General features: G+C 67.9%; 18 protein-coding genes. 3 read left to right on the forward strand and 15 right to left on the reverse strand.

The genetic code is table 11. From position 1 onward, the window contains the following. Positions 1–33: 33 nt before the first annotated feature. Together KBX46_RS03660 and KBX46_RS03665 are read right to left on the reverse strand one after the other, a co-directional pair. A complete protein-coding gene (locus KBX46_RS03660) occupies positions 34–2,562 on the reverse strand; it encodes a bifunctional diguanylate cyclase/phosphodiesterase (protein WP_210790864.1) in 2,529 nt (842 codons plus the stop codon). A gap of 50 nt (positions 2,563–2,612) precedes the next feature. Beyond that, positions 2,613–2,753: a hypothetical protein gene (locus KBX46_RS03665; protein ID WP_157744079.1), complete on the reverse strand. Its 141-nt coding sequence runs from the start codon at positions 2,751–2,753 to the stop codon at positions 2,613–2,615. Between the two features lie 594 nt (positions 2,754–3,347). Here KBX46_RS03665 and KBX46_RS03670 point away from each other — a divergent pair. After that, complete coding sequence (locus tag KBX46_RS03670) at positions 3,348–3,701, forward strand: hypothetical protein (protein WP_088952028.1); 354 nt, start codon at positions 3,348–3,350, stop codon at positions 3,699–3,701. A gap of 439 nt (positions 3,702–4,140) precedes the next feature. Here KBX46_RS03670 and KBX46_RS03675 read toward each other — a convergent pair whose 3' ends face one another. The 9 genes from KBX46_RS03675 to KBX46_RS03715 all read right to left on the reverse strand — a co-directional run bounded on the left by KBX46_RS03675 (position 4,141) and on the right by KBX46_RS03715 (position 12,205). Beyond that, positions 4,141–5,529, reverse strand: a complete 1,389-nt coding sequence (locus KBX46_RS03675; protein ID WP_210790866.1) for a pentapeptide repeat-containing protein — start codon at positions 5,527–5,529, stop codon at positions 4,141–4,143. A gap of 149 nt (positions 5,530–5,678) precedes the next feature. Then, positions 5,679–7,115 carry a site-specific integrase gene (locus KBX46_RS03680; RefSeq protein ID WP_210790868.1) on the reverse strand — a complete coding sequence of 479 codons (1,437 nt, stop codon included), beginning with the start codon at positions 7,113–7,115 and terminating at the stop codon, positions 5,679–5,681. Then, positions 7,112–7,297, reverse strand: a complete 186-nt coding sequence (locus tag KBX46_RS03685; protein ID WP_030329852.1) for an AlpA family transcriptional regulator — start codon at positions 7,295–7,297, stop codon at positions 7,112–7,114. Before KBX46_RS03685 ends, KBX46_RS03680 begins: the two co-directional genes overlap by 4 nt. Then, positions 7,294–9,048, reverse strand: a complete 1,755-nt coding sequence (locus KBX46_RS03690; RefSeq protein ID WP_210790870.1) for a replication initiator — start codon at positions 9,046–9,048, stop codon at positions 7,294–7,296. The genes KBX46_RS03685 and KBX46_RS03690 overlap by 4 nt, the downstream gene beginning before the upstream one ends. Next, on the reverse strand, positions 9,045–9,587 hold the full coding sequence (locus KBX46_RS03695) for a DUF2637 domain-containing protein (RefSeq protein ID WP_210790872.1): 543 nt from the start codon (positions 9,585–9,587) through the stop codon (positions 9,045–9,047). Before KBX46_RS03695 ends, KBX46_RS03690 begins: the two co-directional genes overlap by 4 nt. Beyond that, complete coding sequence (locus KBX46_RS03700; protein ID WP_210790873.1) at positions 9,584–9,772, reverse strand: hypothetical protein; 189 nt, start codon at positions 9,770–9,772, stop codon at positions 9,584–9,586. The genes KBX46_RS03695 and KBX46_RS03700 overlap by 4 nt, the downstream gene beginning before the upstream one ends. A 3-nt stretch (positions 9,773–9,775) precedes the next feature. Then, a complete protein-coding gene (locus tag KBX46_RS03705) occupies positions 9,776–10,042 on the reverse strand; it encodes a hypothetical protein (RefSeq protein WP_210790875.1) in 267 nt (88 codons plus the stop codon). After that, complete coding sequence (locus KBX46_RS03710) at positions 10,039–11,634, reverse strand: FtsK/SpoIIIE domain-containing protein (protein WP_210790878.1); 1,596 nt, start codon at positions 11,632–11,634, stop codon at positions 10,039–10,041. Before KBX46_RS03710 ends, KBX46_RS03705 begins: the two co-directional genes overlap by 4 nt. A 175-nt stretch (positions 11,635–11,809) precedes the next feature. Continuing rightward, positions 11,810–12,205 (reverse strand): transcriptional regulator, encoded by a 396-nt coding sequence (locus KBX46_RS03715; RefSeq protein WP_091402451.1) that lies wholly within the window; start codon positions 12,203–12,205, stop codon positions 11,810–11,812. A gap of 956 nt (positions 12,206–13,161) precedes the next feature. Between KBX46_RS03715 and KBX46_RS03720 the strand changes: the two genes are divergently transcribed. Then, positions 13,162–13,605, forward strand: a complete 444-nt coding sequence (locus tag KBX46_RS03720; protein WP_210790880.1) for a hypothetical protein — start codon at positions 13,162–13,164, stop codon at positions 13,603–13,605. Here the strand turns inward: KBX46_RS03720 and KBX46_RS03725 are convergent. The 4 genes from KBX46_RS03725 to KBX46_RS03740 all read right to left on the reverse strand — a co-directional run bounded on the left by KBX46_RS03725 (position 13,595) and on the right by KBX46_RS03740 (position 15,961). Then, entirely contained in the window at positions 13,595–14,371 is a 777-nt protein-coding gene (locus KBX46_RS03725) for a glycosyltransferase (RefSeq protein ID WP_308159358.1), read from the reverse strand. The genes KBX46_RS03720 and KBX46_RS03725 overlap by 11 nt on opposite strands. After that, the gene (locus KBX46_RS03730) at positions 14,359–15,180 is read right to left on the reverse strand and encodes a GntR family transcriptional regulator (RefSeq protein ID WP_210790882.1); all 822 of its coding nucleotides are present in this window, start codon (positions 15,178–15,180) and stop codon (positions 14,359–14,361) included. The genes KBX46_RS03725 and KBX46_RS03730 overlap by 13 nt, the downstream gene beginning before the upstream one ends. Positions 15,181–15,314: 134 nt before the next feature. Next, complete coding sequence (locus KBX46_RS03735; protein WP_210790884.1) at positions 15,315–15,560, reverse strand: precorrin-4 C11-methyltransferase; 246 nt, start codon at positions 15,558–15,560, stop codon at positions 15,315–15,317. A gap of 92 nt (positions 15,561–15,652) precedes the next feature. Next, positions 15,653–15,961: a hypothetical protein gene (locus KBX46_RS03740; RefSeq protein WP_247666963.1), complete on the reverse strand. Its 309-nt coding sequence runs from the start codon at positions 15,959–15,961 to the stop codon at positions 15,653–15,655. Positions 15,962–16,539: 578 nt separating this feature from the next. Here KBX46_RS03740 and KBX46_RS03745 point away from each other — a divergent pair. Continuing rightward, positions 16,540–16,962 (forward strand): GntR family transcriptional regulator, encoded by a 423-nt coding sequence (locus tag KBX46_RS03745; RefSeq protein WP_210790885.1) that lies wholly within the window; start codon positions 16,540–16,542, stop codon positions 16,960–16,962. The last annotated feature ends 118 nt before the right edge of the window (positions 16,963–17,080 follow it).

The following is a 17,080-nucleotide window of genomic DNA, read 5'->3' on the forward strand; positions in this document are numbered from 1 at the left end:
AAATCGGATCCCCGGTGATCGTTTGCGCCCTGCTCAGGGCACGACACGCAGGCGCGGAAGCTCCCCGCTGGCGACCGTCTCCGGCTCGACCTGGGCACCGAACCAGGCAGCCAACCGCTCGTACGGCAGTGGCCTGCTGAACAGGAAGCCCTGCCCGATCTCACAGCCGATGTCCTGGAGAAGCTCCAGGGTCAACTCGCTCTCCACGCCCTCGGCCACCACCGCCAGGCCGAACTGCTGCGAAAGGGTCACCACGGCGTTGACGATCGCCAGGTCCCCCGGGTCGGTCGCCATGCCCTGCACGAAGGAGCGGTCCACCTTCACCTCGTGCACCGGCAGCCGGCGCAGGTGCGCCAGGGACGAGTCACCCGTGCCGAAGTCGTCCACCGACAGCCGTACGCCGAGATCCCGCAGCCGTTGCAGGGTGGGGATCGGCCGGTCCGTGCCGTCCAGCACCCCCGACTCGGTGATCTCCAGGGTGAGCCGCTGCGCCGGCACCCCGTACTCGGTCAACAACTCCTGGACCCGGTCCGGGAAGTGCTGGTCGATGAGCGTACGAGCCGAGAGGTTGACCGCGATGGGCAGCGGCTGGTCGGCCAGCGCCCAGTCCCGGCTGCGCCGAAGGCCCTCCCGGAGCACCACCTCGGTGAGCCGGCTCAACTGGCCGGTGTGCTCGGCCACCGCCACGAAGTCCTCGGGCGCGACGGTGCCGTGCGCCGGGTGCTCCCAGCGGGCCAGACACTCCACACCCACCAGGCGGCGGTCCCGCAGAGTCACCTTGGGCTGGAAGTAGACCTCCAGCTCGTTCTGGTCCAGTGCTCGGCGCAGATCGCCGGCCAGACCCAACCGGCGCAGTGAACGGGACTCCAGCGCGGGATTGAACAGCTGCACGCTGCCCGGCACCGACTTGGCCGCGGTGGCGGCGAGGTCGACCCGCAGCAGCAGGGTCGCCGCGTCGCTGCCGTGATCCGGGTGTACGGCCACCCCGACAGCGGTGTTGACGTCGAGGGTGAGCGCGTTGAAGACCATCTCGTCGCGGATCTGCTCACGCAACTGGCCGGCCAGCTCAAGTGCCGCCTCGGCGCTCTCCAACCGCAACGTCACCAGGAACTCGTCGCCGCTCGCACGGCCGACCAGCGCCGACGACGGAGCATTGGCGCGCAACCGGTTGGCGACCTCGGCCAGGACCTTGTCCCCCGCGGCGTGGCCCAACGACTCGTTGACCTGCCGCAGCCCGTCCACGTCGAACAGCAGCAGCGCCACCACCTCACCGGGCGCACGGATCTTGACCGCTTCTTCCAGCGCGCCGGTGATTCGGCGCCGGTTGGGCAGCCGCGTCAAGGCATCGTGGTACGCGTCGTGTCGCAGTCGGTCTACCAGCCGGGAGTTTTCCAGGGCGACGGCCGCGTGCGCAGCCACCGTCTCGAACAACGGCACGTCCTTGCGAACGAAGTAGTTGCTGTCGCCGAGCCGGTTGGCCACCTCAAGGGTGCCGATGATGACCTGACCAGACCGCAGTGGCAGCACGATCACGTCCTTGACCCTCTGCCCGGCCAACTCGCCACGCAGGTCGGCGTCGGTGGTCATGCCACGCCCGACCGCGACGACGCGACCTTCGTCGCGAGCCCGCTTCCGCAGGACCGCCGGGGTCTTGGCGAGGTCGAGCAGACCGGGATCGTCATTGCGCGCAGTCAGCAGCACCTCCGGATGCCGGCCCTGAGCGGGTAACCAGAGCGTGGCGTACTCCGCCTGCATCAGCGCGCGCACCCGCAGCAGGAGCGCGTCCGCCAGGGTGCCGTCCTGGCCGCTCTCGACCACCGCCCGACTCAGCTCGTACATGTCGGCGAGGGTGCGGTGCTGTCGGAAGAACTGCGCGTACGCGCGATAGACGATGGAGAGGGCGACGACGAGGGCCGCCAACAGCAGCAGCGACCACCAGGTGACCGCGATGAGAATGAGGACGACCAGACCGCTGGCGATGTTGATGGCAGCGGTGAGCAGTGCCGGCGGACACCGTCGGATGGCCTCCCAGCCCACCTGCCATCCCTGCAGGAGCGTGTGCACTCCGGCCACGGAGAGCAGGCTCACCACGTTGACCATGCTGGCCGCGACGAAAAGTATCAGCCAGGTGCCGGGGCCGATACCCTGCACGGACGGCAGGACCTGCAGCACCAGGACCGCCAGTGACGAGCCGGCAGCGGCTCGAGCGACGTTGAACCAGAACTTCGTCGCACCGAAGCGATGCCGCAGGTGCGTGATGACGGCCGCGAGGGTGTAGATGGTGACCACCGTCAGTGGCCGGACGAGGTAGAACGCCATCACCAACGGAATCTCGGTGAGGGTCACCCCGATCGACTGACGGCGAACGGTGAAGTTGAGCACCGGAAGGCCTGCGGCCACCATGCCGACCAGCAGGGCGGCTGCGAGCGGCCATTCCCCGAACGGCTCAGGAGCAACCAGGCCGACGACTGTGGAGCAGACGACGGCCAGCAGCGCCATTGGCCCGGTGATGAGCCAGGCACGCTCGGTGGAGCGGGGGCCCGCGCGGCCGCTACCCGCCATGCAAAGCCCCCTCACCGCCCCGCTGGTCTACATCGTCGAGATTGTGTTCCTCAGTGGGGTGCCGGCATGTTCCAGATGAAGTCCGCCGTGTGCATGTACCCGTCCCAAGGGCCACCGACGAAGACGCCGGCCGCGAGGGCGGAAAGCACCAAGAACGAGCCAAGCAGCCGGCCCAGCGTTCGACCAGACATTTTTGCTCCTGTCGGGGAAGTGTCACAGGGATGGTGGAGGTTCCACGATCGTGCCACACGGCCCGTATGCGGAGAAGCGCTCGGTGCGGGACCGGTCCGAGCGTTGACTAGGTCGCGCCCTTCGGACAGCCCGCTGTGTCGTGCAGTGCCAGATCAGGGCCCGTTCCGCGCGTCAGGCAATTCGGTCGGCGCTTGATACGACCATCAGCACATTTCACCCATGCTGCGGCGCACCACCTGGCTCGTTGCTTGTGATCACTCCCCGTGACCGACCGCCTCGCACCCCGGGCAGCCAAATACATCGACCACCATACCCGTTTACGCCTTGGACACAAGTGGCCTAGACGGACAAGCCACACGCCGACGCCGAGGGCGATAGCAGCCCCTCGGAGAGCTGTCGGCGGGATGACTCACCACGACAGGCATCGATGGACTACGCCCAGAGCCCCGGCCGAGTCCGGGCGATCCGGTGGAGGCCAGCCAGGGTCGGAGCCGTCATTGGCCCACCCCGAGCGCGAGTCGAATGCGGTGGTCTCGGGTGCCGGCCCGCCGATACTGTCCGGGCTCACCAAGAATCCGAACGGCGAGGTCGACATGAACAGCGATGACGGTACGACGGTGCTGTGGCGCCCAACCGGGCCGAACGAGCTGGCTCTCGTCCGCGAGTCCGGATGGCGGGCATGGCCGCCGCGCCTGCCGGATCAGCCGATCTTCTACCCGGTCCTGAACGAGGACTACGCGGTGATGATCGCCCGGGACTGGAACGTGCCCGCGTCGGGCGTCGGCTACGTGACCCGCTTCCGGGTGGAGTCGGACTTCCTGAGCCGCTACCCGGTCCGCCAGGCAGGCGGAAAGACCATTCTGGAGCTGTGGGTGCCGGCCGAGGAACTGGACGAGTTCAACGCTCACATCGTCGGGCTGATCGAGGTCGTACACGAGTTCCGGTAGCCGCCAGCCGGCGGCGGGGGCGTCATCGGATGATCCCGACGGCCTGGGGCCTGTTGTGCTGGACGACGCCGACGAGAGGCAGCACCGTGGCTGATGCCGGCGGCATCACCGGAGCCGGGCGGCGCAGGTCGACCGCCGCGGCTCGTCGAGCGCCCAGACCGATCTGCCCGCCCACTATCTGCCACAACCAGTTGTCGACGACTGGACTCAGCCGGACTCCGCTAGATCAACGACAACGGCCCCTGATCAGCATCTCTGCTGGTCAGGGGCCGTGTCTGCACCTGGTGGCGGGTAGAGGATTCGAACCTCTGAAGCTTTCGCGACGGATTTACAGAGCGTCTGTGGTCTCGCGCCAAGCACTCCCGCTGAGCTGCGGCTTCTCGACACCGGCCGACGCTTCTGCGCCCCAGTGCCCACCATCTGCCCACGCCATGACTACTCACTCTTCAGGCAGGACCAAGCCCTCCGGCCGGCGCCCGGCGGGCCAATAGCTGAACTTGGGCGGCACGTGGAAGGTTGCGTTGTCAAAAGAGACATCTCCGCCAGTAAACTTTGCTTGACGGAAGTGCACCTCCCCACCATTGAACTTCGCCATCCGAAAGGTAGTGTGTCCGCCGCTGAACGCCGCAGCCAGGAACGAAACTTTCCCTCCCTTGAACTTGGCCATGAGGAAGGACACCTTCCCGCCAGTGAAATTGCCCCGGCTAAAGCGCACCACTCCAGCGCTAAACGTCGCATCAAAGAAGGACACTTCTCCATCGGTGAACGCCGCCATGGAGAAGGACACCTGACCGCCGCTGAATGCCGCCCTAAAGAAGGAAACCTCCCCGCCGCTGAAGGCGGCCTGACTGAAGATCACTTGTCCGCCACTGAACGTCGCCCTGCGGAACGACACCTCCCCTTCGCTGAACGTAGCACCGCGGAACGACACCTCCCCGCCACTGAATGTCGCTGCAGCAAAGGACACCTCCCCGCCAATGAAAATCGCCCTGCGGAACGACACTCTTCCGCCGCCGAATGTCGCTGCAGCGAAGGACACTCGACCGCCGCTGAACGTCACATCGGAAAAGTCGCCGCCGTCAAACATGGCGCCGGTGAAGTCAAAGTCGTAGTTGCGCCATGATGTTGGATCATCTCCGGCAAGACGTAGATGCCTGCCGACAAGACGGATGACGGTATGGCGCACCTCTCGCTCTTCCCGAGCGGACCGGGCCGACTCCGCATCCACGATCGGCACATCGTCGTCCGCTGGCGCCTGCCCCTCCTCTGAAGCATCCGGCGGAGGGCTGTAGGGCATGCGAAGGTAGGCGCAGAGGACGTCTATACAGGTTTGCCGCCCTTCCCGCCAATCATCAGCAAGACCGGCCATGGCATAAACGCCCGCTAGGCGTACGGCTGCCTTCTCTGACCCAAGTTGCTCGGATGCTTTAGCGAATCGTTCGTTGAATAGCCGGACACCGTTCCGGTCAGTCTCGATCTTCGCCCGTTCGTCGGCCGCCTCAGCGAGGGCCCTGGTCGCTTCGGCACGGAGGTCAGCGGCATGGGCCAGTTGGTGGGCGAACTCAGCCAGCGCATTTGTGTGCTCCGCTACTCGCTGCCGCCGGTAGGCGACCACTAAGGCGGCGACACCCCCGACACCCGCCACGACTGCGAATACAAGCTTCAAAAGATCAAATAGCGTCGCCGCCGTAACGGTTGCGTCACGCTTAAAGCCAGGCCAGTCGGCGTACCAAAACGCCGCTGCGATCAGCCCTCCGACGAGCAGCAACGCCACCGCTACTGCCAGAGCGATTGACCGGCGGATGCCCCAGAGCCGCAGCTCTGGCACTGGGCTCTCTGTGGCTGTGACCGAACCAAGCGTGACATGGACTTCGGGTCGGCTTAGGTACGTTGATCCGGGCAACTTCACCCTCTCCTTCTAGCGCACGCCGTCCACATCAACGATCAGCACGGCGTCTGCGGCCAGTACCCACGGCCTCATCCCAGCGCATCGCCGATCTTGTCGTTCATCGTGTCGTCTCCGCCGTCGATGCAGTTGGCGTAGACGCGGAGCAGGACGGCGACGCCGTGGCCCAGGCGTCGGGCGACCTCGGTCGGCGGGACGCCGGCATTCAGCCAGAGTGATGCCGCCGCGTGGCGTAGGTCGTAGGGCCGACGGACGAGCGGCGAGCCGACCTGCGATTCGGTCAGCGCCTTCTCGCGGGCGAGCTTCCACCACCGGTCGTAGACCGATTCGGAGAGCGGCCCACCGTGAAGACCCCGGAAGAACCGACCGTCCGGGCCGACTCCGTGGTTGTCGACGTGCGCGCACAGCAGCTCGACGAGCCGGGGCGGGATCGGGACCGTCCGAGTCTCGGCCCTCCCCCGGTGCTTGAGCCCGCGCCGCTCGTGGGAGCCGCCATCATCAGTCCAGTGCGAGCCGGCGCGCGGCGAGGTGCCGGCGAGCACCAGGCGGCCCCAGCGATATTCGATCTTCTCGTGCTCGCAGGACCGGGAAGGCTTGACCGCCGCCAGGTCGTCGAAGTCGGTCCCGCAGTCGACGCACCGGCCGGCAAGGTCGCAGTCCTCCCGCCGAAGGTCCGCGGCTTCCGAGGGACGCATACCCGCGTAGTAGAGGCAGCCGAAGAACGCGGTGACCTTGTCCGCGCGTTTGCCGAGAGATTTCACCGCCTCCAGCAGCGTGGCGACCTGGGCCGGGTTCGCCACCACCCGCCGGTCGATGGACTGCGCCACCTCGGGGGCGGTCCACTGGACCCGGTCGACCGGGTTGGAATCGATCAGCTCCAGCTCGACGGCGTACCCGAGCACGTTGTAGAAGGTGGCCCGCTTGCGCTGGACGGTGGAGGCAGCCGCGGGCCTTCCGTCGAGGCGTACGCACAGGCTGTCGAGGACGCGGCGGACCATCGCGGGCGAGTCCAGCTCGACGACCGGGACCGACGCGGTTTCGAGCCAGGCCAGCGCCGCCGCATGATCGCCGGGGATCTCGTCGGACCAGCGGCGTGGGTTGAGGCCATAGAGGTACAGCGCCTCACGGAGCAGGGCGTCAGTCGGTCGGCCCCGCTTGGCCGGGCGCGTCAGGGTGACCGTGATGGAGGTCAGTGCTTCGACGATCGACCGCCGAGTCTTGGCCGCCGCCCGAGGCCACTTCATCTCGACGTACGCGCGGCTGTGGGCGTACCAGGTGGTGGGGTTCTTGGTTCTGGCTTCGGAGACCGGGCGGCCGGTGGCCGGGTCGAAGGGCTCCCCCGCGTTGGCCGCCTGGACCAGCTCGGCGCGGAACGAGTGCGCCAGTGCCTTGGTACGGAACATGTCCTCGAAGCGCTGGCCGCTCACCGCCCAGCGGACCCGCCAGGGCCGAGCCTTCCGGTCAGCGCGTTTGGCGATCTCCCAGATCTGGACCTCGTAGCTCTTCATGCGGCGTCCTGCTCCAGGTCGCCGAGCCACCGACCGAGCGCCGACCGGCGGACCCGCAGCTGCCCGTTCGGGAGCTTGATCACCCGTGGCCCCTTGCCGGTCTGCCGCCAGTAGAACCAGGTGGAGCGCGGTACGCGCAGCTCGGCGAGCACTTCCGGCACGGTCAACAACTCCTCGTTCACTGCGTTTCCTCCCCGTCGTGCTGTGCGCTGTGCTGAGTTGCCGAGAGATCTGGAGGCTCCTGCGCGGCCCGATCCTTGGCGGCGAGCAGTTCGGATCGCCAGCGGGCCCGTTCGCTGATCGACCGCATGAGCCGGTGGGTCATCGGGCCGACATCGGGGTCGTCGGGTCGGGCGAGTTCCCAGGCGTGCCGGACCCGTTCGGTGGTGTCGCCCTGGTCGTCGACGAGCTGCGTGCCGTCGGTGGTGACGCCGAGCAGTGCCCGGACCCAGGCCCGCGCGTCGTGTTTGTGGTCGGCGAGGGTCTTGCCGGACCAGTCGCGGGAGATGAGGATGCGCCGGCCGCCGATGCCGAGAGTGTCGCGCTGGTGGACCTTGCCCTTGCAGCGGCCGGGCTTGAGCTTGGCGTGTGCCTTCTTGGGCTGGACGCCGTAGAGCAGCCAGTTGGCGCAGCGGTCGGTGCAGGGGGTCAGCTGGAGTTGCTGCCAGAGCCGGTCGAGGTGCTTGCGTTGCCGGTCGGTGGTGGCCTTGTGGCAGTCGCCGGTGTGCTTGGTGATGTATTTCGTGACGTACCGGATGGTCCGTTCGGCGTCCTCGGTGCCGGGCATGACGCCGCGGGCGTCGACCTGGGCGCCGAAGCGGACGACGTGCACCGGTTCGGCGTCCGGGTCGTCGTCGATGGCGTCGAGGGCTTCCGTCCAGGTGGCCAGCGACTCGCGGGTGTCCGGGTCGACCCATGTCGCCGCCTGCTCGTCCCAGATCGGGAGCCGGTCGAGGGTGTAGCGCTGGACGTCGACCGAGGGCCACCACACCTGGTGATAGGTCGCCGCCGCCACGGTGCGGAGCACGTCGCGAGGGATGGTGCCCCGGATGGCGAAGTGGGCGTGCGGGGCGAGTCGGCGTTGCGGCTCGACGCAGCCGGCGTACTGGACGTTCCAGCCCTCGCACCGCCGGAGGTTCTGCCAGAACCGGTCCAGCAGCCGGGGGAAGTGCACGGCGTCCCAGGCGGCGCGGCGGTAGTCGTACCGGTTGGGGTTGACGGGGGTGCCGTCGTGGCGGACCGGGCCATACGAGTCGAGGGTGAGGGTCAGCCACATCGACGGTTGGTAGGTGGAGCCGTCCGGGGCGGTGTAGGTCCTGCCGACGGTGCGGCGCTCGACCTTGCGCCGAGGCAGTTCGGGGGCATCCTGGCGCCGCTTGGTGGAACGCTTGCGTCGCTGGCCGGGCTCGTCGTCCTGGTCCTCGTCGTCGGTGGCGTGTGGTGGCCCGACGCGCCCGCGCAGGCCCTCAGCGGCGATGGCTTCCTCTACCTCGCGGATAGCTTCGTCGAGGTCTGTCACCTGGTCCCACTGGGCGGCGCGTACGGCCTCATCGCGGGAGAACTCCAGGTGTGCGCGGAACAGGATCAGGGACTTCTGCGCCTCTGTCGCGGGTTCTGGGCCCGGTAGTGGTTCGTCGTCGCGGTGCCAGCCCTCGCGGATCTGGGCCTGCCGTAGCCGGCGGTTCTTCTTGGCGCACGGCGGGCACTTGTCCTCGCGGGTCGCGCCGCAGGGCAGGTCGATGACTTCGGTCAGGCCGGTGTCGAGGTCGGTCCGCCGCATGGCGAGCGGGCGGACGCAGACGCCGTACTCGATGGCGATGGCCTTGAGCACGTCGATCGAGCGGGGCAGCGCCATCCGAGCCGCCCGCGACCCCGGCCGAGGAGCAACCGGGGTCGGGGCGGGTTCGAGACCGGGCAGGGTTGGAGCCGTCATCGGATGATCCCGACGACCTGGGGCCGGTTGGGCTGGGCGGCCTTGATCGGAGGCAGCACCGCGGCTGATGCCGGCGGCATCACCGGAGCCGGCGGCGCGGGTTCGAACGGCTGCGGCTCGTCGTACCAATCGCCCTGCGGCTGATCGGGCTGCGATGCCGGCGGGGTGGCGGGTTCGCTGGACAGGACGACCTTCACCAGGGCGAGAAAGGCCAGCGACGGCACCGCCGCGACGATCCAGCCCCAGACGGACGGTTCGGCTTCGGCGACCTGGGCGGCGAGGGAGAGCAGCGCGAACGCGATCAGGAGCACGCCGACCAGGCCGACGGGTCGACCATCACGGCGGCGGGCGCGGATCTCCAGGCCGAGGTAGATGGCCATCAGCTCTACGGCTACGGCGTTGGCCCAGCCGATCCAGTTGGGCTGGCCGTGGGCAACGGTCAGGTCGTGGACGTGGGTAAAGGCGGCGGCGCCGGCCATGGTGCCGACGACGAGCAGGATCAGCACCCGTACGCCGGACTCGGCCCGTTCGCGGATCATCGGCCGTCCCTGTTGTCTTGGACGGTCAGGGTGATGCAGATCTGTTGGCCGTTGAGGTCGCGGCGGCGGTTGACCATGTGCGCCAGGCCGTGCAGGGCACCGGCGAGCCGGTCCGGGGAGCCGTTGAGTTCGATGTGCAGCGGCTTGAGGCGGTGGGTGCCGAGGAAGAAGCTCTTGAGGGACATCGGTTACCTCCGGGCCGGGGCGACGCGGGTACGGATGTGGTCGGGCGGCTCGCCGAGGGAGGCCACCGCTTCGGAGAGGCAGCGCCACAGCGCCCACGCCTCATCGGGGGTCAGGTACATGCGGCGCCGACCGCCACCGACCGCGAGATACACCGGGTACGCGTCGGGCCGGGCAGGGTCGACGCGCACGGACACGGCCGTGCTGGTGCCGCCGTCGGTGCCGGGCGCACGCAGCCGGTAGAAGGTTCGGCCGTCGGTCGGTGCGGTCACCGCGGCTCACCCCCGTCGGTGTCCCGGTCGAGAATGTTCAACAGCGCATCGGGCAGCAGTGGTCCGCGACGCTGCCGGGGCAGAGGCGGCCGGGTCGGTTCGGTGGCGGTTTCCCGGCCCACCTGGGCGAGGATGTCCGCCGCGTCGGCCGGCGCCGGGTACTCGGCGGCCAGTTCCCGAATGTGGTCGTCGGAGATGTAGGAGAAGCGGACCCGGGCCGGTTCCGGCGTGCCGTCGAGGATCACGTAGCCGACGCCCTTGGCCCAGCGGGGCATCTGGTCGGCGAGGGCACCCCGGTTGCGGGCACCGTCGCCCAACACGAGGTCGACCTGAGCGGCTTCGGTTAGGCCGAGCGCGATACGGGTTGGGAACAGGTCCCGGAACGGCAGCACCTCCTTGCGGGGGTCCTGCAACGCGGCCACCACCAGGACGCCGACGCCGGCACCCTGCGACAGCAGCAGCCCGAGGGATCCGGCGATGCGCTTGCGCAGGTCGACGTCCTGGAGGTACGCGGTCAGTGCCGCCATCTCGTCGATGACGACCACGACCAGGGGGTCAGCCAGGGTCGGAGTGTGGACCCGCACCGCGCCGGCAAGCCGGGTTTGCCGTTCCCGCATCACGGTGACGGCCTCGTCGAGCAGGTCGGCCATGGCCTCGAACGACTTGCAGGCGAACCGCGCAAACAACGGCCGACCCATGGCGAACTCCATGCCGCCCTTGGGGTCGATCACCCAGAGCCGCACCAGCCCGGAGGAGATCCCGCCAGCGAGGACGCGGACCAGCGACCACAGCACCGAGCCCTTACCGGAGCGGGTGGCGCCACCGATGAGTACATGCGTGGCGAGCAGGTGCAGGCACCAGTGCCGCAGGTCTTCCCGGCGAGCCAGGGGCAGCGCGGTGAAGTCGGGTACCGACGGGACGTCGAACGGGTCGACCAGGGTGCGCAGCGCGTCCGTGCGGACCACCACTAGGTAGACCACCGACGGCCGGTCCCGGAACCGCAGCCGGTCCACCGCGCCCAGGACCAGCGCCCAGTAGCCCGACCGGATCGGCGGGTCGTCGGGGCGTTCGGAGTAGACCCGGGCGTGTCGCCGGCCGAAGGCGTACGCGAGATTCGCCGTTGCCTTCTGGAATTCCTCGGGTGTCTGGCCGCGGACCATGCGGATGGTCAGCACGTCGAGTGCCTGATCCGAGCGGACCCGCAGCAGCTCCGGCAGGACCGTGCGATGGTCGTAGACCTTGGCCAGGCCGCACAGGGTCATGGCCTCACGCCAGGTCCGCCGGTAGACGAACAGCTGACGGAACCGGCCGAGGATCGGGCCGGCGCACCAGGTCCACCAGGACGACTCGTGCCGCCACCGCCATATCGCCGACACGGCAGCGGCCAGGACCGCGGGCACGATCACGCCGGCCCGGCCGAACTCGCGGTAGAGGCTCACCCCAGCCACGGCCAGGCCGACGGCGATCGGGTGACGGAGGCACCACCACAGGCCCCGCCACAGCCACCGCAGCACCAGGCCGAGCGCGATCAGCCAGACCGGCAGCTCCAGCCGACGCGGCCGGATCACCATCAGATCCCCGGCGGTGGTCATCACGACCTCGCCACGCGGCCGGCGCATCATCGCGCACCCGCCACGACGAGCCGCCGCAGGACGGCAGGCATACGCTTGGACATGTCACTACCTCTCTCGACAGAGCAGGGGAAAGAGACAGAGGGCGGGGCTGCCGTCCGCCAAGACCTGACAGCCCCGCCCCCACCAGATGCGGCTACTGCGCCGCCTTCGTCGCTACGCCCGCCGGGGCACGCATCCCGGTCGCCCGCAGCGAATACGCCATCCGGCCGTTGTTGCCCACGTACGGCGTGACGGTCATGCCGTCGAACTCCACCGCCTCGAACAGGCCGCCCGTCGGCGGGACCGGCTGGTAGTCCGCCGAGATCTTCACCGTCGTCTCCCGCGACCGCTTCCCCAGCTCCGGATCCAGGTCCATCACCCGGACCTGCCACACCCGCTGGCCGGTCAGCTTGTCCTTCGCCGGGCTACGCCGACCGGTCTTCTCGTCGTAGTCCTCGACCTCGCCCAGAGACTCGGGCACCAACGCGCACCCCGCCGGGAACACGTCCTCACACCGCACCGCGAACCTCGTGCCGCCACGCAGAGCCATCGCTCAACCTCCGACTTGTTAACTTGTCTGCCAAGTTGAGATCCAAGGTAGACGGCACTTGGCAGACAAGTCAACAAGTTGTCGCCGCAGAGACCGGAACGGCAACGATGATCAGCGGCAGGCTCCCGCGCGGCTCGATCCGGTGGACGGCCAACTCCGCAGGCAACTACAGGCAGGATCGGCAGGCACACAACCGTTCGCCCATCCAGCAGTTGGGTCCGGGCATCACAATCACCCGAGAGAAACCACAGTTTGTGCTGCCGGAGCTTGGTAGTTCTTACCGCTACCGAGTATGGTGTCGTCGGAACTCAATAGAACTTGCTAAGGAAGACGCTAAGCGTTGAACGTTCAACGCAAGAGATTCTTCGAATAGACGCGTGGTGGTCGGATCTAGGCATCTAGCCAACACGGGTAGCGGACCGCACCCTCCCGTGCCTGGAAGCAGAGGGGTGCGGCCCGCTGGGAGAGCCGGTCCGCTAGTCGGGCTAGCTGGGCCGGCCTCCGCCACCGTTCCGGAACCAGTCCATGACCAGTGCTACCACGATGGGCGCGACCAGCCTGAAGTACCAGGCAACACGGTCTCGTCCGAGGCTCACCAACCAGGACTTTTTCTCGGTACTACCTCGCCGTCGTACGTGAGGAACTACCGATTTTGGTGGCTTAGCCACACGCTCACCTCCTGCGCGAACATAAATGAACCGGCCTCACAATCGCGAGAGGCCGCCATATCTATTCGCACCGCGCGGTGGTCGAGTGCGCGACTCGGACGTATGATATCCCCGCACCTGCGGACGTTTGCAAGTCGGAAGTCCCAGTGTTGCTCTGCCGCTTGCTAGATGCCCTAACCGCTGATCCAGCATAAGAATTATTCGCATTCATCTCCACAGTAGGCAGCTTCTTTCGGTGCTTCGGGCGTCCCGAGGGTGACCGCAACGATGCACGGGTACAGGTGAGCGATGACCAACAAGCGTGACGGCAGGGCCATCGATGATGCGCACTCGCGGCCGATGGGCGCACAAGACAAGACTGTCGAGGCCCTGGGTGAGCTGAGTAAAGCTTTAGAGACCATCCACCGCGTACGCGGGCACCTGTACTCCGTCCATCAGCTCGTAGGTGGCGCAGACCTAACTCTTGATCGCGTGGTTGAGCTGCTACGGCATGCAGGTCATGACGAGGTCGCCCAGCGGGTAGAACAGGAGCTACTGGGACGCAACGTGCTACCCGGCCGCTGGACCTTCCAGATCGTCGAGGAGTTCGACGACGGCTACTACGCCGCGTTCCAGGAGATCGAGCGGGACGCGCGGGAGAAGCTGGCCGGCGGACGGCGGCACATCTTCGAGGCAGAGATGAAGGAGCGGCGGCGTACCCACGGCATGCCGGGGCACGAAGCTACGCCGTAGCGCTGCCGTCGAAGCCGTTCGGGATCATCGAGGCCAGGGCGTTGGCTCGGGCCTCGATGATCCTCATCCGAGCCCGGTACTCGGCCGGCTCTCGGTGCGCGGCCTGGCTGGTCACCTGCCCGGGCCACTTGCGGTAGAGCAGGCCGTATTCGCGGGTGAAGTAGCCCGCGCTGACCGCGTTGGCGGCGAGCAGGAGGCCGGTGTCCTCGGAGGCGGGCAGGGCCATCCAGCCGCCAAGGGCGAAGACGAGGTCCCGCCGCAGGCACAGGGTCGCCGGGTGCACCGATGCCCGGTAGTCGTTGGCCTTCCAGAACGACAGGACCGAACCGCGGTCGATGACCCCGCCGGCCGGGTCCTTGTCCCATCCGGCGGTCGAACCGTCGGGCAGCAGGTCGAGTACCCGCGAGGTGGTCCAGCCGATCTGCGGGTGCGCGCCGAATGCGGCGATGTCCCGGGCGAGTGCGCCGGGGGTCAACTGGTCGTCGGCGTCTAGCACCTTGATCAGTTGCCCGGAGACGCGGGAAAGAGCGAGCGTACGGGCAACACCAGGCCCACCGGGACGGCCGGAGCCGAGACTGATCCGGGGATCGTCAGCCAGCGCGTCGACCAGGGCGCCGGTCTGCCCGTCCTCCTGGACGAGCCATTCCCAGTCCCAGCCGTCAGGCATCTCCTGCTTGGCCAACGACTCGTAGGCGCCAGGCAGGTGCTCGATGCTGGGCGCGTGGACCGGGGTGATGACCGAGACGAGCTGCGTCAAGTTTTCCACCGCTGGAGTTTGTGGGAGTAGACAAGCTCGGCGCGGTCGCCCGGCATCACCACGTCGGCGACCTCGACGACCCGGCCCGTGGTGTCGGTCGAGGTCTTCCGCACGGTGAGCACGGAGACGCCCGGGTCGATGTCGAGCAACTCGGCCTCATCGGGCGACGGCGGACGGGCGCGGATCTCGTCGTCGATACGGTCCAGCTCGATGCCAAGCGTGTAGAGCTGGTGCTGCGTGCCGCCCGGCCACGGCTCCTTGCCCGCGTCGAGCAGGTCCGGGTTCGCGGCCACCAGGTCGTAAGGCAGGTAGGAGTACGACACGGTCAGCGGCGCGTTCTCGTGCCGCGACGACGTCCAGTAGACCCGGCGCAGCAGCGAAGTACCCGGCTCGACCTGCAAGGCCGCCGACATCTCCGCATCAGCCTCCACCCGCGAATACTCGGCGTGGAACTTCAGGTCGTCGACAGTCAGGCCGGTGTCGTGCTCGGTGGCGCCAGTCTTCAGCCGCTCGTCCTCATCGAGCAGGACGCGATCCTTCTCCCACTGGTACCGCTCGGTGTTGCGACGGCGTACCCGCTGACGAGGTGCCCGCACGTAGGTGCCGCGCCCCTGCTCCGCCCGGACCAGGCCCCATTCGCGGAGCTGCCGGATGGCGTTGCGGACGCTCGTGCGCGACAGGCCCGAGGTGTCGGCCAGCTCGGTCTCGCTGGGCATCAGGGTGCCGGGGGCCAGTTCACCGCTCACGATCTTTGCCCGCAACTCTTCGGCGAGTTGCAGGTAGCGAGGGCGCCAGTCCCGGCCTTGCACACCGGTCACCGTACCCCCTAGACGTTCCAACGTCTGCCAGGTGGTGCCGCCGGCGGGCCGTTCAGGAACCGGCGGTACGGCTACCGCTGCGCGCGGTGGCCGCGCAGGGCGCAGGCCAGGAGTACCCCGACGGGTGTCGGCTTTCACTGCGTCTCTCCGGCCCGCTCGCCGCCATCTGCCGGTGTCAGCATCTCCATCTGGGCGTACACCAGCTCGTCAATGAGCCGGTCCACCTGCGCGGACGACAGGAGCACGGTCTGCGTCGCGCCGTAACGGGTCGCGTCGAGCTTCACGGCCAGGTCCCGGCGGGCGAACCGGTCGACGATCAGTTGGACGGTGACCCAGCCGGTCCGCTCCCGTCCGATGGTGGAGAGAAGCCCGCGGTGCATCGGGTCGTTGGGCCCGCAGCCTCGACACCAGACCGGGCACACGAACGGCGCGATCGACGACGGCGACCGACCCCTTCGGAATGGCAGCGCCCTCACTCATCGCCGGCCCCCTGCTGTCCGGTGGCCTGTGCCAGCGATCCGCGAAGTTGCTCGACCAGTTGGGCTGCCTGCGGCACGGACAACTCCGCCCAGGCGTTCCCGGCCCGGCACGTCACGTGAACACCGACCATGGGAACGCCCAGAGTCTCACTGCTGATGAGGTACGTGACGACGAGCCCGCCCGCCCGGCTCTCGCCGACCCGCCGCATGGGGCCGCGATGACGACGGGCCATGTGCGTCATCACCGGCGGCACCAAGTAGCCGCAGCGATCCGGGGCGCACCAGTCCGGGTGGCTCGTCACGGCAGCCGGCTTGTTCGTACGACTCATCGCGGCCACCGCCCGCCATTGCCTCGGAAGAGCTGGGCTCGCGTCATCAAGGGTGCGTACCGGAGCGCAGGCAATTCACGGGTGACACCCGTCGACCACCGCGGCGAGGAGGTAGTAGATCGCGCGCGTGGACTCGACTGAACGTTGCTGGTGATACGCCGGGCAGATGGGCGCCTCCGAGGCCACCAGGACGAGAACCAACGGTGTCGACGATGAGAGCCGGACATCGCACCTCCACAGGTAGGCGGGGACCGGTGGCCAGCCACGGGGGAATGCGGCCGGCCACCGGCCCGGATGAAGACACGGCGCACCGTCCGACGCCGGACGGGTCGGGTATCGCCGAGCCAACTTGTACGCGCGGCTACCGCAACCGGTCCGACAGGACGCCGCGCATCAGGTGCGACCAGGGCGGGCGCGAAACCACCGCTGACACGGGCCGTCACTCCAGCCGCACACCATGAAACGTATCTACAAGTGGACGAGTTGTCTAGACGTCGAAACGGGTCACTTGGTTGGCACTTGGTAAGACAAGTGCCAGGTACGGTGAGCAGGTGCCCACCCCGCACTACGGCCAGCCCCGCTACCGCGCCATCGCCCAAGAGTTGAGTGAACGCATCGAGAGCGGCGTCATTCCGCCCGGAGCCCTCTTGCCGACCGAGAGCGCGCTCACCGCCGAATTTCAGGCCAGTCGCGGGACGATCCGCCAGGCTCTATCCGCCCTACGAGAGAACGGCCTGACTACCACGGAGCACGGCAGGGGCACTTATGCGAACCCTCATCCTTACGAACCGGCTCCGACTGAGAACCTCATTCGGGAGGTAAGGCAGCGTGAGGTCGTTGCGGATATAGAGCTCGCGACACTTTTCAGCATCGAGGTCGGATCGACGTTGGTTTTGCACGAGAGCGTTACACGATCACAAAGCGGAGTGGAGGCAGTCAGCAGGACTTATCGGCTAGCCGAGGGCGACCAATGAGGAATTACCGTCGGGCGCGGAACGCCATGGGACCCCTTCAATCGGCCCCAGGCTTTCCTGTAGACCGCATCCTCACACGGGCGCCTGAGATCCAAGACCCCTACCCCAGTCAGGTATG

It is taken from the genome of Micromonospora sp. C81 (genome assembly GCF_018070425.1).
Taxonomy (GTDB): Bacteria; Actinomycetota; Actinomycetes; order Mycobacteriales; family Micromonosporaceae; genus Micromonospora; species Micromonospora zamorensis.